At 51.4% G+C, this 15386-nt stretch carries 9 protein-coding genes; all 9 read left to right on the forward strand.

What is annotated here, in order from left to right; translation table 11 throughout:
• The first annotated feature begins 39 nt into the window (after nt 1-39).
• Nucleotides 40-1914, forward strand: a complete 1875-nt coding sequence (locus tag GZZ87_RS18495; protein WP_162025876.1) for a dienelactone hydrolase family protein — start codon at nt 40-42, stop codon at nt 1912-1914.
• A 154-nt stretch (nt 1915-2068) separates the two neighbouring features.
• Nucleotides 2069-3397 (forward strand): alpha-L-fucosidase, encoded by a 1329-nt coding sequence (locus GZZ87_RS18500; protein WP_162025875.1) that lies wholly within the window; start codon nt 2069-2071, stop codon nt 3395-3397.
• Between the two features lie 59 nt (nt 3398-3456).
• On the forward strand, nt 3457-5658 hold the full coding sequence (locus GZZ87_RS18505; RefSeq protein WP_162025874.1) for an NPCBM/NEW2 domain-containing protein: 2202 nt from the start codon (nt 3457-3459) through the stop codon (nt 5656-5658).
• Between the two features lie 70 nt (nt 5659-5728).
• Complete coding sequence (locus tag GZZ87_RS18510; RefSeq protein WP_178106561.1) at nt 5729-7249, forward strand: hypothetical protein; 1521 nt, start codon at nt 5729-5731, stop codon at nt 7247-7249.
• An 81-nt stretch (nt 7250-7330) separates the two neighbouring features.
• A complete protein-coding gene (locus GZZ87_RS18515) occupies nt 7331-9811 on the forward strand; it encodes a glycoside hydrolase N-terminal domain-containing protein (protein ID WP_162051196.1) in 2481 nt (826 codons plus the stop codon).
• Between the two features lie 4 nt (nt 9812-9815).
• Nucleotides 9816-11192 carry a glycoside hydrolase family 28 protein gene (locus GZZ87_RS18520; RefSeq protein ID WP_244648080.1) on the forward strand — a complete coding sequence of 459 codons (1377 nt, stop codon included), beginning with the start codon at nt 9816-9818 and terminating at the stop codon, nt 11190-11192.
• A gap of 285 nt (nt 11193-11477) precedes the next feature.
• Nucleotides 11478-13070, forward strand: coding sequence for an arylsulfatase (locus GZZ87_RS18525; RefSeq protein ID WP_244648081.1), 1593 nt, complete (start codon nt 11478-11480; stop codon nt 13068-13070).
• A gap of 140 nt (nt 13071-13210) precedes the next feature.
• Nucleotides 13211-13759: a sigma-70 family RNA polymerase sigma factor gene (locus GZZ87_RS18530; protein ID WP_162025872.1), complete on the forward strand. Its 549-nt coding sequence runs from the start codon at nt 13211-13213 to the stop codon at nt 13757-13759.
• A gap of 2 nt (nt 13760-13761) precedes the next feature.
• The gene (locus GZZ87_RS18535) at nt 13762-15321 is read left to right on the forward strand and encodes a LamG-like jellyroll fold domain-containing protein (RefSeq protein ID WP_162025871.1); all 1560 of its coding nucleotides are present in this window, start codon (nt 13762-13764) and stop codon (nt 15319-15321) included.
• Nucleotides 15322-15386 lie beyond the last annotated feature (65 nt).

The raw sequence follows: 15386 nt of genomic DNA on the forward strand, positions 1-15386 counted from the left end.
AACCGGCTTATTTTCTGTATAATTTCGCTTTTTGATACAATGAAATTCCTCAATAGCATCCTTCTTCTACTGTTAGCCGGCACGCTCTCTCAGGCTGATCCGGAAACCCTCGCTCCGCTGGAATCGGATGGCGCACCGCAGACATTTGAGGCACTCTGGTCTGGATTTAATCCGCGTGCCGAACCCTTGGATGTCGAAGTGCTACAGGAATGGGAAGAAGACGGTGTTGTGCTGAAGGTTGTGCGTTATCGAATTGGATTTTTCAAAGGGCGGAAAGCCATGATGGCGGGTGTTTACGGTTACCCCAAGGGAGGTGAGCACTTGCCCGCACTGTTGAACATTCACGGCGGCGGTCAATTTGCAGACTATCGTTCGGTGCTGACGAATGCCAAGCGTGGCTATGCGACGCTATCGATTGCGTGGGCTGGGCGAATCTCGGCGCCGAACTACAAGGTGAATTCTGATATTGTGAAGCTCTTTTGGGCGAACGATACCGAAAACCCAAAGTATCAGCTGACAACGGATTGGGGTGAGTGGGATGCGTATCATGCGCCTTGTCGCAATCCGAAAAACGGTTTTGCCAATACCAATGCTACTGACTGGACGCTCGATACGGTGGATTCTCCACGGAACAATCCTTGGTTTCTGGTCACACTGGGGGCTCGACGCGGGTTGACGTTCTTGGAGCGGCAGCCGCAAGTTGATGGCTCTCGTATGGGTGTTTATGGTCACTCGATGGGAGGCAAGCTGACCGTATTAACGACGGCGGCCGACAGTCGGGTCAAAGCATCGGCACCTTCGTGCGGCGGTGTGAGTAATCGGAATACGGATAATGCGTTGTATAATGCTACGGTTGCTGATGACGTTAGCTTGGAGCAAATTGATTGCCCGATATTGTTCCTCAGTCCTGCAAATGACTTCCATGGTCGTATCGATGATTTGCAAACCGCGCTCACGGAAATCAAAAGCAAGGATTGGCGTGTCGTCTGCGCTCCGCATGCAAATCATCAAGATACTGGCGAGTTCATGATCAGTGGACTACTCTGGATGGATCAACATCTGAAAGACGGATTTGCGTTGCCGCAAACCCCGGTAACGAAATTGGATCTTAAGACGCAGGATGGGGTGCCTTCGTTTGTCGTGAAGCCAGACAGCACGCGCACTGTGCTTTCGGTCGACGTCTATTATACACAGCAGGGCCAAATCGACGGGCTAAAGGATAACCGCAATAACACTAAGAATCGTTTTTGGCAGCATGCAGCTGTGTTCAACAAAGGAGAGACCTGGGGCGCAAAGTTACCACTCTACAGTATCGAGAAGCCATTGTGGGTTTACGCGAATGTCGCGTATGCGCTGGATGAGCCAGAATCGGGAGCTAGCTATTATTATGGTGTGTATACGACTGAAACGTTCGAGCTATCGTCGCCCACGGATTTAGTAACTCCGGAGCAGTTGCAACAGGCTGGGGTGAAAGCGACTTTAAAGACCTCTTCGATGATTGAAGCGTTCGAGCCGGGCTGGGAGAAAGAATGGTTTACCTACAGCCCTGCAGATTGGGGGCGCAAAACGCATAAGATTTATGATCAACCATGGCAGGCGCCGTCGTTGTCGGCGAGGCTCGCGATCGAAGTGCGTGCAGAGGAAGCCAATCAGCTAGTCATCAGTCTGGATAGCTATGCCGCAGTGGTGAATGTCCCTGCGGGGATGGAGTGGCAGTCTTTCGTTTTGCCAGCGGCTGACTTTAAGAACGCGGCTGATGTCCCCATGTCCGACTGGAGCGGGGCCAAAGAATTGCGCTTACAAGCGAGTGATCGTTTGAGCGAGAAAGTGGCTGGCGAGAATGTGCGCAAGACATTCGGAGGCGAATGGAGCGGGGCTAAGCCGGAATTTCGCAATCTCCGTTGGCTTGATTAGGTCACCGTCGCGTTGAGAATGATAGTTAAGGCGCCTGCGTGACGCGCAGATGAGTGCCATGTCGCGTAAACACTGGATAGGCAATGCCTCCTGTGATCTATACTCTTAGATTATTATTATTTTTAACATCAGCACACCTAGACACATTTGATATATGAAAAGAAAACTCCTCCTACTTGGACTGGTCTCATTGCTCTCAATACCAGCATTCGCGTCACCGAAGGTGACTTCTAGAGGGCCATTACTCAATGATCCCGCTCGTGAGCAGGAGTTTATCGACTGGGGGCTGGGTATGTTCGTCCACTGGTCGCACGATTCGCAACTTGGTTCGGTGATCAGTCACTCGATGGTGGGCGCTTCTGATGATTATCTGGATCGCTACATCAATGAGCTACCGAAGACCTTTAATCCACGTCGCTATGATCCGGACGAGTGGATGGAGATCGCGAAGCTTTCGGGAGTGAAATACATGGTCTTCACCACGAAGCATCACAATGGCTTTTGCATGTGGGACACGAAGACCACGGACTTTAGCATCATGAATACACCTTACGGTAAGGACATCGTGAAAGAGTATGTCGATGCCTGCCGCCGCCACGATATCAAGGTCGGTTTTTATTTCTCGCCTGAAGACTTCCACTTTCAGCACGAGATGGGATTAGAGGTGCGCCGCGTCGGTCGAACTGCCGAAGAAAAGCCTCCAATTGGGATTTACAACAAGAAGCAACTTGATGAGCTTTTCAGTAACTATGGTCCGATCGATGTGGTGTTTTTCGATGGCGGCGAAAAGGAGATGCTCACTCAATACATTCACACGCTACAGCCGGAGTGCCTTGTCACACGTGGTGAGATGGAGACCCCAGAGCAGAAACTACCGAAAGAGCCGATTCCTGGCCCGTGGGAGTCGTGCTTCACGCTCGGTAGTCAGTGGCAATATAAGCCGACCAATGAAGTCTATAAGACTGGCGATCGCCTGATCAAAATGTTGATCGAGACACGCGCCAAGGGAGGCAACTTGCTTTTAAATGTTGGGCCTGAGCCGAGTGGTATCATTCCTTTTGAGCAGGAGCGCGTCTTCCGTGAGCTGGCTCTGTGGATGTTTATCAACGGCGAAGCGATTCATGACGTCCGTCCTTGCCCAGTGACCGGCGAGGAGAATATTTATTACACTCAGTCGAAGGACGGGAAGTCAGTCTATGTCTTCCTCAATGAGTTCACCGATAAGAACAAGTGGAAGAAAGGGCACCGCAAAGAGTTTCTCTTAAAGGAGCTCAAGGCCGGCTCGGCTACGAAGATCTCCGTGCTTGGTCAGAACAGCAGAATTCTGGAATATCAGAAGACCGCTGATGTCGAGTCGCGTTTTGAACAAAAGGAGGACGGCTTGGAGATTTCGGTCATGAGAGCACAACGTATCTACAATAACGGCGCATGGCCCAACACAGTCGTCGTGAAGCTCGAGAACGTTGAGTTCGTGAATCAATAATCACGAAGCAGGAGACTGCGTCTTTTCAATTCCCGTATTTATTTAATCGATACATAATTATGGCATTACCCCATGTCCTGCGATCGGTCGCACTGGCGACTGCCTTTGGTTTGCTCTCAGCGAGCGCAACCGTAAACGCTGAGACGCTGCCTCCCTTGAAGGGTGGTGTGTCGCCACAAACGGTTGATGAAGCCTGGGGGGATTTCGATCCGCGAGCGGAGCCGCTCGATGTCGAAGTAATTAAAGAGTGGGTCGAAGAGGGCACGGTGCTACGAGCAGTGCGTTATCGGATCGGTGTGTTTAAAGGGCAGAAGGCTTGGATGGGAGGTCTCTATGCGTTTCCAGAGGGTGGTAAAGATCTACCCGCACTGGTGCAAATTCATGGCGGCGGGGGGATGGCCAGCAAGTCCGCTTGTATCGATAATGCCAAGCGCGGCTATGCCACCTTGTCGGTGAGCTGGCGCGCGGATGATCGCTATTTGGAGCGTGAAAATCTGCCTGCAGCCGCGCAGACGGATTGGGGCGCAGTTGAAGGACGGCAAGTTGCCGAGTCTCGTGGGATCGATCCGAACAATGATAAACGTTTCGATTCAGTGCCGTCGGCACGCAACAGCGGTTACTTCCTGCGGACGCTGGCGATGCGCCGTGGTCTCACCTTTCTCGAACAACAGCCGGAAGTCGATGGCAATGAATTAGGCCTAGATGGGCATTCGATGGGCGGAGTGATTACGCTACAAACGGCTGCGATGGATGATCGCGTGAAAGCGGCGGCTCCTTCGTGTGCGCCGCCATTACTCCACGATGGAAGTTTGCTCGCGCGGACGGCAAATCCTGCGGCTTACGCCGAGAAAATTAATTGCCCGATACTCTTCATGGCTCCGTCAAATGATTTTCACGGTATGGTGGAAGATGTGCAATGGGTGATCGATCAGGCGCCGAGCTCGCATGTCCGTATTGCTCGTTCAGTGCATTTGAATCATAAGCACGATCGTGAGACGCTCGCTTCGAAGGAGCTATGGTTTGATTCATTGTTGAAGGGGAACTTTGACTACCCCGAACAGCCGAAGATTCGTGTCACTTTAAAAGGGAAGAATGGCAAGCCTTTGGTTCAGGTGGCCGCAGACGATTCGCGTCCGATTGCATCGGTAGATATTTATTATACACGGGATGCGAAGCTGAATAATAATGCGACCAATCGCACACGTTTGTGGCACTATGTGCCCTCAACGAAGCGCGGCACGCTATATGATGCGGAGTTAAACTTGTTTGACCTCGATGAGCCGCTTTGGGTCTTTGCCAATGTGCACTATGCGCTCGAAGGAAATGACCGGGATCATGTCCTTACTCAGAAGGCAGATACCTTTATCGTGACGACACAGATGCCGATGTTGACTCCGGATGTCCTCCAGAGTGCTCAGCTTAAAATTAATCCCAAAACCACGACCGTGATCGAGTCCTTTGGTAAGGACTGGGAGAAGGAGTGGGTATTTAATCGCAGCTCCATTGAGACATGGAAGGTGAATGATCCGCGTGTGCCGATCCCAGAATATGGGAAGCTAGTGATTAAACTCACCAGTGAATTTAAAACCAATTTGAATGTGAAATTCGGAAAAACACACTCCGGTAATTTTCCGCTTCAAGGTGGCGGTGTGACGGAGACGATTACAGTGTATCCATTCGATTTGGTGGATAAAAACACCAAGGCTAGGCTGCTTCACTGGCAGGGCTTGAGTCGCCCGAGTCTGTCCATCGGAACAAATCACGGTGTGCCAGATCTACATAAGGTCTATTGGGAACCGATTGAGAAGGCTGAGTTCATGGCTAAGCGCCCCTTTCAACTCGGTGCGGCCGAGAAAACGGACGGTAAAGTTATGTTGACCTTCGGTTTAGCGGATCAGGTGGACGGGCGGCACGAACTCGACAACTCGTCCTTCCGCGTTCACGAATCGAATAAAGGGGTCGACGTTTCACAGGGCTTACAGGTGCACTCGCAGGGCGTGAGTGAAGTGACCTATTTTCTCAAAGGGGAATTTTCCAAGTTTGTGGCGACGTTGATTCCTTGTTATCAGGCATCCGTCGTATTCGAAGTGCATGGCGATGGTCAAAAGCTGTTCGAGTCTGAGGTCATCCATGGACAGACGCCGCCGCAGGACATCGAAGTCGATGTGAGCGGGGTTCAGATGCTGAAGCTTGTTGTGGCCGAAGGTGGAAACGGCTGGGGCGGCGACTCGGTGATGTGGGGCAGTGCTTATTGCAAATAGTTTTGAATTTCAGGGCCTCTCACGAATATGCGCGATAGGCGCGCCTTATTATCTCGGCTATACTGAGAAGATGAAACACCTAGCATGCACATTTATAACACTGTCTATGGCAGTCGCGACGACTGCAATCGCACAGGACACATGGATGGTCGATACTCAGGAGGATTGGCTCACAAATGCCGCTGCACACACCTCACTCGAATTTAAAGAGGGTATGGCGGTCCCGACCGCGAAAACAGCAACGTTCCGTAGTAAGTTGAAGGTATTTCCCAGTAAGCGATCCGCACAGTCTTTGCAAATTGACCAGTCGCCGGAATGGCTCAACTGGAACAAAACACCGAATATTGGCCCTGCAAACCTCCAAGATGCGCCCGTGATGCTCCGTGAGAGCCCAGGTAATTACTGGATGTTTGGACGATGGGGGAGTGGGCTGAGTAGTCGTAAGAAGCCTACACCCGAGTATTTGAACTTCGAGGCGCAAGATGCGACATTGGAGGGCTATGATATCCCACTTAAGACGACCCGATGGAAGCATCAATATGATGCGCCTGGCGGGCTGAAGAAGAGCCTTGGCGGCTATCATGCTTGGCATTCGAAGGATATGGTCAATTGGGTGCATTACGGACCAGTGTCTGATCGACGGGCGAAATGGATGACCACCGGTGAGTTCGTCGATGGTAAGGCATATCTCTACTATGACTTTCCAAATGACCAAGATCCGCACCTACTCATCGATTCGGATTTGACCGATGGTGAACCTGGCGAAGACATGGGCATGGCATTTAAAGATCCGTCGCATGGTTCCGATTGTGCGATCATCCGCGATCTCGATGGGCAGTTTCACCTGATCCTTGAGAACTGGGATCCAATTAATGCGAAGCAAAACGCATGGGATTCACCGCTTGCCAGCCATGCAGTCAGCCCGGATGGCATTCAGGACTTTAAGATGCTTGATCCGGCCGTCGATGAGCGCACGACACCAACCGGTAAGATCGGCACTTACAATCACCCGCACTGGGCGAGCGAAGATCCCGAGAACTATAAAACGAGTGTAGCCGAATACGAAATACATGAGCCAAAGCAGAGCGCGTATGGTGACTGGGCTGCAATTTCGGTCGGCGGCCAGTATTACCTGTTTGGTGATCATGATCCTGCGGATAGTCACTCAATGGATGTCGCGATGTTTACTGCGTCGAGTTTGGATGAGCAATTTACCTTTTTCGGTAGTGTCGGAGGAGGGCATCCCGACCCAGATATCATGTTTGCCGAGGGGCAGTTTTACTTGGCGACGCAGCAGAGCAAGGACTTCGTGAGTCCAGGCCCTTGGGTGGACGGGGTTGAAGTCCGTGTCGGAGTCGATACGAACAAAGATGGTTCGATCAACCAGTGGACCGATTGGCAGGTCGTCAAAGAATCCTACGATTATGTGCCTGGATTTTCTAAACAAGTCTCAAAGACTCCTGCAGCCCTTGATCTTTCGGGGTTACCCAGCGGCTATGGATTTCAATATGAAATTCGCATCTCCGATACGACGGAGAATATTTCTAAACCAATTTTGAATACAGTGACGCTCACCGTTTCGGATTCCTGATCGAGCGGTATCAATGATATTATTTTAACTACGATGACTACCATGCTAGAGAAATTTAAACCGAACTCTTTATTCACTAGGATGCTCGGCAGTGCCCTCGTGAGCATTGGCCTTTTATCGATTGCACAGGCTGATACACCGTATCGACGTGGCATGACTTCGATCACGCCGGCGGACAGCTGGCGGGAGGCATTACCAACTGGCAATGGCACGGTGGGCGCACTCGTCTATGGCTCCATTAGCGAGGATCGGGTGCTGTTTAACCATAACGAACTCTGGTATGGCGGGGTGGTGGATGAGGTGCCCGACCTGTCGGCAGAGTTGCCGGTGGTGCGTCAACTCATGCTGGATGGTAAGTATTTGGAGGCGAACAGCTATTACAGCAACAAGCTGCGTAGTTCTGGGTTTAAAGGGCGCAACGGCGCGTATCACCCGGCATTCGATCTATTGTTACAGACACATACGGATCGTATGTTCGAAGACTATTCGAGAACGGTTGATTTTGAGACGGGGGAGGTCGTGGTAAAATGGCGTGATGGCGAAACAAATTTCCAGCGCAGTCTCTTTGTTTCGATTCCCGACGACATATCGGTGATGTCGATGCGCAGTGATCAGAAGGGGACTGTCACAGGATCAGTGACCCTCGATATCCATGATTTGAAGGACTCAGTCGATCAAGGCGGCAAGCAGTTTGATCCTGGCTTCACCTACAAAACCTTCGCGCGCGACGGCTTTATTGAATTTCGCGCGGACGGCTCTGGTGGCGGTGAATTTGGCGGTGTCTTGCGTGCTGTAACCATTGATGGTTCTAATGTGGGCGAGATCACTGAATCGTCGGATGGGCAGAGCTTCACTTTCGAGGGCGCCAACGAAGTCGTATTCCTCGTAGCCTTGTTTGCCAATGAGCCTGCAGAGGTGGCAGTGCCGCGCCTCAAAAAAGCCTTGGCAGCGATCGATCCTGATTATTCGACTCTGCTGAAGCGCCACGCCGACTTGCATCGTAAGAAATTCAATACGATCGGCATGACGCTGAACATGTCGGGCGATCGTGGCACCGCAAATGAACGTCTGCTCTTGGATGCTTATGAGTATAGCGCATCGCCCGAGCTACTCGAAAAGCTCTTTGACTACGGTCGCTACCTCTTGATCTGCAGTAGCACCGCCGGTGGTTATCCTGCAGGCCTGCAAGGTATTTGGAACGGTGATACACGCCCACCATGGAGCGGTCTATACGGTATTAATGAGAATCTGCAAATGAGCTACTGGCAGGCACTTCCGGGCAATTTACCTGAGTCGATGATGGCCTTTTATGACTATTTTGATGCGCACATGGATGACTTTCGTTATAATGCGAAGCAACTCTGGGGCACTGAAGGTATTTATATCCCACCATTCATGTCGCCAGAGTCGGCAGTCATGCGTCAAACCGCGCCGCACGTTATCAACTGGACGGATGCCGCAGGTTGGTTGGCTTCCTTCTACTACGACTACTATCTCTTCACTGGTGATGAAGTCTTCCTGAAGGAGCGCGCGGTTCCTTTTATGAAAGAGGTCGCGCTGTTCTATGAAGGTTTCATTGTGAAAGATGACAACGGCAAGAACATGTTCTTCCCATCACAGTCCCCTGAGAATCAGCCAGCTGATAAGATGATCCTCGACCCCAAGACCGGACGTGTGACGAAGATCAAAGTGCAGATCAACTCGACGATTGCTGTGGCGATTTCCAAGGAAGTGCTGACACACTTGATCCAATCTTGTGAATTGCTTGGTATCGAGCAAGAGGGCGTCGTTCGCTGGAAGGCACTGTTGGCGGATATGCCTGACTATGAAATAAACGAAGACGGTGCACTGAAGGAATGGTTGCATCCAGATTTCAAGGATAACTACGAGCATCGTCACCAGTCGCACATCTATCCCTTGTTCCCCGGGAACGAAATCACCGAGGAATCGTCGCCTGAGCTGTATGAAGCGGCCCGCGTCGCAATTGAAAAGCGCCTGACCATCGGCCTGAAGTCACAGACCGGTTGGTCGCTGGCACACATGGCGAATGTCTATGCCCGTCTTGGTGATGGTGACAAAGCACTCGAAGCGTTAAACATTTTAACGCGTAGCTGCCTCGGTAAGAATTTCTTCACCTATCACAACGACTGGCGTGCGATGGGCGCGACCTTGCCGTTCTTTTGGGGTCGCACGGCGCCGTTCCAGATGGATGCGAACTTCGGTATTCCTGCTGCGATCACCGAAATGCTATGCGGATCGACGGCGGATATGTTGCGTGTGCTGCCTGCATTGCCGACATCGTGGGAGACGGGAGAATTTAAGGAGATCTTAACGCGTGTCGGTGTGAAGACCTCTGCGCAGTGGGACATGTCCAAGAAGACGGTCACGCTGCAGCTGGTAGCCGAAAGAGATACCGAGTTTCAGCTGAAGCTACCGATGGAAATTAAATCTTTGAAAAGTGATGCTAACAAAGCATTCACCAAATCAAAATACGGCAATCGCTACCGCAGCGTCAGCTTAAGCAAAGGTGACGTGATTACGACCAAGTTAGTTTTAAAATAATACGATGAAAAAATACTCAATATTCTGTGCGGCGCTCTTATCTGCGTTCGCGATGTTCTTCTTCACTGCTTGTCAATCGACACGATCCGTGAGCACTGACGTGACTGAGGTGGGCGCCGTCGGTGATGGCGTCACACTGAACACCAAAGCCTTGCAGGCTGCAATCGACGCATGCCCGAAGGGTGGGGTCGTCTTAGTCCCCGCAGGGCAATACGTAACAGGCACGCTCTGGCTAAAAAGCGATATGGAGCTACGCCTTGCCGAAGGTGCAGTGCTACTCGGTAGCACGAATATCGACGACTACTCACGCGACAACCAAGGCGCAATCGAGGCACCTGCGTTCGACGAATGTCTGATCTACGCTGAAAATGCGAAGAATGTCAGTATCACAGGTGGGGGCGTCATTGATGGACGCGGCACGAAGGAGCACTTTCCTATCGGCGATCGCAAAGCCTATAACGACCGCCCGATGTTGATTCGGTTCGTCGATTGTGACGGAGTGACCTTTGAGAATGTGAGCTTTATGAATGCTGCGTCGTGGTGCACACATCTGGTCAACTGCGATAATGTTGTGGCTCGCAATGTGACCATTGATAGTCAAGTGAATCGTAATAATGACGGCTTTGACTTGGATGGTTGTAAGAATGTATTGATCGAAGACTGCGACATTCGCACAGGAGATGATTCGATTTGCCCAAAGAGCACAACGGAGCGACTTTGTGAGAACATTGTGGTGCGTAATTGTCGCATCACCAGCCACACCTCCGCGTTCAAGTGCGGCACCTCATCGCGTGGCGGGTTTAAAAATCTACACGTGTATGACTGCGAGTTTTACGACGTAGGCATGGGCGCGATTAAGCTACAGATCGTTGATGGCGGCATGATGGAAGATGTCCTGATCGAGGACATTAAGATCACTGGCAGTGAAGGGCCTCTCTTTGTGCGTCTCGGCAGCCGTGGACGTGAATACGACAAACCAACCGAGCAGATTCAAGGTAAGGATGCAAAACCTGAAGGTGTGCCGACCGGTTCTATGAAGGGCATCACGATTCGCAATATTACCGCGGAAGTGGTGACTGAAGATCGCAAGCGTTCCGGAATTATGATTACCGGCGTTCCTGACCACTACATTGAGGATGTCCTGCTTGAAAATATCACGATTTCCTATCCCGGCGGTGGCACTGCGGAGGAAGCAAAAAATGTCGTGGATGAAGACATCGCCCGCTACCCGGAGCAGTTCTTCTTCGGGGTGCTGCCTTCATGGGGCGCTTACATTCGCCATGCGAAGAACGTCGAGTTTAAGAACGTCAACATGTATACTCGTGCTCCAGATGCACGTCAGCGCCTCGTGTTAGAGGATGTGGTCGATTTCAAAGAGTAGCGATTTTTCTGAGGTTTCGAATACACGATGCTCTGAGCTGGCTAAGAACCGGCCTGAAGCACGCTGGCCTTGAGACTCAAGGCCATGAAACGAATCAAAGTAGGGCCCTGTTCAACATCCGAGATGATGAACAGGGTCGTATTATTTATAGCAAAAACTGTAGTGAATCTCGCGCGGATCTTTGCGGATGTGGGTGCGTGCAGCGCTTTTTGACCAAAAGATAAAGTGTTCACGGGATGTTCAGTTGAGGAAATTAACTGTAAGCTTGGGAAAAATTGATGCCAAGTGCCTCAATCTTCCATTAATATCTCTGCTGAAATCGAGAAATACATTACGATGAATAAGACACAACTTTGCACCCTTGTTGCTGTGCTCGCCTCGTCACTTTTGACAGGTTACGCACACGCAAAAGACTTAGCCGATAGCCGCCCACCTGTGGTGAGCCTGAAAGAGTCGAAACCAAACATTATTTTGGTGATGACTGATGATCAGGGCATGGGTGACCTGGCGTGTCTTGGAAATCCAATTCTCGAGACGCCCAATATTGACAAATTCTATGAGGAATCCACGCGCTTCACCGACTTTCAGGTGAGCCCAGCCTGCGCACCGACACGTGCAGCCATTATGAGCGGTCGCCACGAGTTTCGTGTCGGAATCACGCATACGATCTTGATGCGCGAGCGCATGGCGCTCGATCTCTTTACCCTGCCACAGGCCTTGCAGTCAGCGGGCTATGCAACGGGTATTTTCGGCAAATGGCATTTGGGGGATGAGGAACCTTATCTTCCGCACAGTCGTGGATTCCAGGAGTCATTGATCCATGGCGCTGGCGGTATCGGTCAGGTGAGGTTTGGGGATTTTCCGCCAAATGGAGAAAATACCTATTATGACAGCGTGCTGTTGCACAATAATGAGATCGTCCAAACTAAGGGGTATTGCACGGATTTGTTTTTTGATGCTGGCCTGAGCTGGATCAAGCAGCAGATCACAGCGGAGCAACCTTATTTCGCCTACATCTCAACAAACGCGCCGCACACGCCAAATATAGCGCCAGAGAAATATACGAAGCGCTTTGAGGACATGGGCTGGGAGCTCAATCCTAAAAACGGCCCCGCTGGGCGTTTCGGTATGATTGAAAATATCGATGAGAATTTTGGCCGAATGATGGAAAAGCTGGAAGCGTGGGGCGCCTTGGACAATACGCTTATCATCTTCATGACGGACAACGGCATGAGTCACGTGGAGGGCCAGAAAAATGGTGAGATCACTCCGTTTTACACCGCCGGATTAAAGGGTAAGAAATGCACGCCGTATGAGGGTGGCACACATGTCCCCGCGTTTTGGTATTGGAAGGGCGTATTGGGCGAGGGCGTCGATATCGATGCCCTCACCGCTCATATTGATATGTATCAAACCTTCTGTGAATTGACTGGTGTGCAACTGCCGGAGCAAATGCAAGAACTCGACGGGCGCTCTTTGCTACCATTGTTAGAAAACCCTGAATCAGAGTGGGGCGACCGTGAACTCTTCGTGCATGTCGGTCGTTGGTCGGAGAATCAGCGCGTCGCCAAAGACGCAGAGAGCGCAAAATTTATCAATTGCGCGGTGCGCACTGATCGCTGGCGATTCGTGAATAATAAAGAGCTCTATGATATTTCTGTCGATCCCGGCGAGACCACAGATGTGTCGGCCAACTATCCTGAAGTGATCGACCAGATCCGCAAGAGTTACGATGCATGGTGGAAAAAAACCGTGCCCTTGATGGTCAATGAAGGACTGAGCACACCAGGAGCCAAAAAGAAGCATCCTTTAGCCGAGCGCTATAAGGAGCAGCTGAGTCAGGGCGACATCCCTGAGTGGAGCCCCGAGGAGTTTTGACCCGATGATGGTCACCTGCCACTTCGGCTCTGTTTTTCTTCATAGAACGACTTTTGTCTATCTTTGACGAAGCACCCAGAAATTTGAGGTGTCATTCCTGTGCTCTATGACAATATCGTAGTATCGACGACTCGATCATCATGGAAGATACGGAACTATTGATACAGGCGAAGCAGGGAGACTTGGATGCGTTTACCGAATTGGTAAAGCGCTACCAAGGCAACGTTCGGGCTGCGCTCGCGGTCAGGTTGACCAATAAACATGAAGCCGAAGACCTTGCGCAGGAGGCATTCATCATTGCGTTTCGCAAGTTGAATGAGTTCGACGTGGATAAAGCATTTGGCCCGTGGATTCGTTCGATCGCGTTTAATTTACTTCGAAACTATTGGCGCAAGCACAAGGCGACCTTGGTCGGCGGTGCTGCCGAGCTCGACATTCTGCTCAACGAGCAAATTGGCCTGGAATATTCCGTCGAAAACGAGCGAGATCAATTGCATGTCTTGAAGCGCTGTATTGCCAAATTAGAGACTCCGATGCGTGAGCTTTTGATTCAGCGCTATTATCAAGAGATGCCGATTGCTGAGATTAAGCAGTCGCTCAAGGTCAATCATTCCACGGTCACGATGCGGCTCTATCGCATGCGTGAACTCTTGCAGCAGTGCATGGCGAAAGACCCGGAAACTGCCTAGTGATGACTAAGGAACAACAACAGTTGATTGCCGCCTATCTCGACGGCGAGGAAGTCTCCGAAACCTTGATGGCGGAGTGCCGCAACGATCCTGAGGTGTTGAAGGCTTTGGCTGAATTGACCGCAGTCGAGCGCTTGCTTTGGCTCGCAGCATTGGACGAGAACGGCGCGGTCTTTGCCTCGGAGGTGCGTGAGCGCTTGAGCTCTAAGGGAGAGGTCGACTTTAGCCAAGCAGTGGGAGCGCGCTTGCTCAGTAGCAAGCGCAAGCGCCTGGCATGGCTGATGTCCTTGGCTGCTGCGGCGTGTGTGGTGTTTGCATTCGTGTTGTTTCAGGGGCTCCGCTCGGCGCCGGAATTGGGCCGTTTAACGGCGGCTAGGGATGCCGTGTGGGAGGATTCTGCGCCATTCAAAGAGGATCATTTGACTGCCGGTTCGATGTCATTGCTGGAGGGATACTCTGAAATCACAATGGTGAATGGTGTCACGTTGCTACTTGAAGCGCCGGTAGAGATCGATGTGGTGTCCGAAGACTTGATCCATTTGCGAGAAGGCCGTTTGGTCGCGCGTGTGCCGCAGCAAGCGATCGGTTTCACCGTGATCACGCCGACCTCAGAAGTGGTTGATCTGGGCACCGAATTTGGCATGTCGGTTGCCTCGAATGGATTGTCCGAGGTGCATGTTTTGGACGGTGAGGTGAAGGCGCGCCCATTAAATCAGAAAGCATTTTCGAATTTGTTGAAAGACGAGGGCATGGTCATCGATGAGAACCAGCAGACTTCGCTGATTCAGAGTAATCCAGAGCGCTTCCGCCGTGCCTTGCCCGGGCGATCAGCCGTGCAGCCGCAGTATTTGCATTGGAGTTTCGACGCGGGCTCGCAACAGGCTGAGTGCGGTGGCACCGGCATCGAGGGCAAGTTTTACCCCGGCGAGCTGAAGGCATTCAATGATGGTTCAGGGCCGGAATACCAGAACGGACAATTCGGTGAAGCCCTTTACTTCAACGGCGTCGATGCTTACGTCAAAACTGAGTTTCCCGGTATTGGTGGCAAGAGCCCTCGAACCATCGCGTTTTGGACTAAGGTTCCGAAAGACTTTTCGATTCGAAACGGCTATGGCATGCTTGGATGGGGCCTGATGCAGTCACGCTCCGCGTGGCAGATTTCCCCGAATCCAACCGAAAGAGAAGGACCACTCGGCAGGTTGAGAGTTGGCACGATGGACGCACCTGTTGTGGGCACGACTGATTTGCGTGATAACCGTTGGCATCACGTTGCGATTGTCATGTATGGCGGGGACGAAGCAGATGTCTCGACGCACGTCTTACTCTACGTGGACGGTCGATTAGAAAAAACATCCATCAAATCGGTCGCGCAAATCGAAACGGAAGTCGGTCATCAGAAATCTCGCCCTCTCATGTTCGGTAGGAATATGGCTTTTAAAACCGATAGCAGTCTCATACCAGATCGTTTTTTCAAAGGCTGGATCGACGAAGTCTTCGTCTTCGATACCGCTCTGGAACAAGAAAAAATCCAGCGATTGATGCAAGCGAATCGTCTGGATTAGTGCAGGATAAACTCAGGCATAGATGTCCAATACGACAGGTCGCCGTGTATTTTATACGAACTTTT

The sequence above is a fragment of the Lentimonas sp. CC4 genome (genome assembly GCF_902728235.1).
Lineage (GTDB): Bacteria > Verrucomicrobiota > Verrucomicrobiia > Opitutales > Coraliomargaritaceae > Lentimonas.

Coding starts and splice junctions, on each gene's coding strand:
- GZZ87_RS18515 (WP_162051196.1), top strand. CDS start 7,331: ATGCTCGGCAGTGCCCTCGTGAGCATTGGCCTTTTATCGATTGCACAG.
- GZZ87_RS18520 (WP_244648080.1), top strand. CDS start 9,816: ATGAAAAAATACTCAATATTCTGTGCGGCGCTCTTATCTGCGTTCGCG.
- GZZ87_RS18495 (WP_162025876.1), top strand. CDS start 40: ATGAAATTCCTCAATAGCATCCTTCTTCTACTGTTAGCCGGCACGCTC.
- GZZ87_RS18535 (WP_162025871.1), top strand. CDS start 13,762: ATGACTAAGGAACAACAACAGTTGATTGCCGCCTATCTCGACGGCGAG.
- GZZ87_RS18500 (WP_162025875.1), top strand. CDS start 2,069: ATGAAAAGAAAACTCCTCCTACTTGGACTGGTCTCATTGCTCTCAATA.
- GZZ87_RS18530 (WP_162025872.1), top strand. CDS start 13,211: ATGGAAGATACGGAACTATTGATACAGGCGAAGCAGGGAGACTTGGAT.
- GZZ87_RS18510 (WP_178106561.1), top strand. CDS start 5,729: ATGAAACACCTAGCATGCACATTTATAACACTGTCTATGGCAGTCGCG.
- GZZ87_RS18505 (WP_162025874.1), top strand. CDS start 3,457: ATGGCATTACCCCATGTCCTGCGATCGGTCGCACTGGCGACTGCCTTT.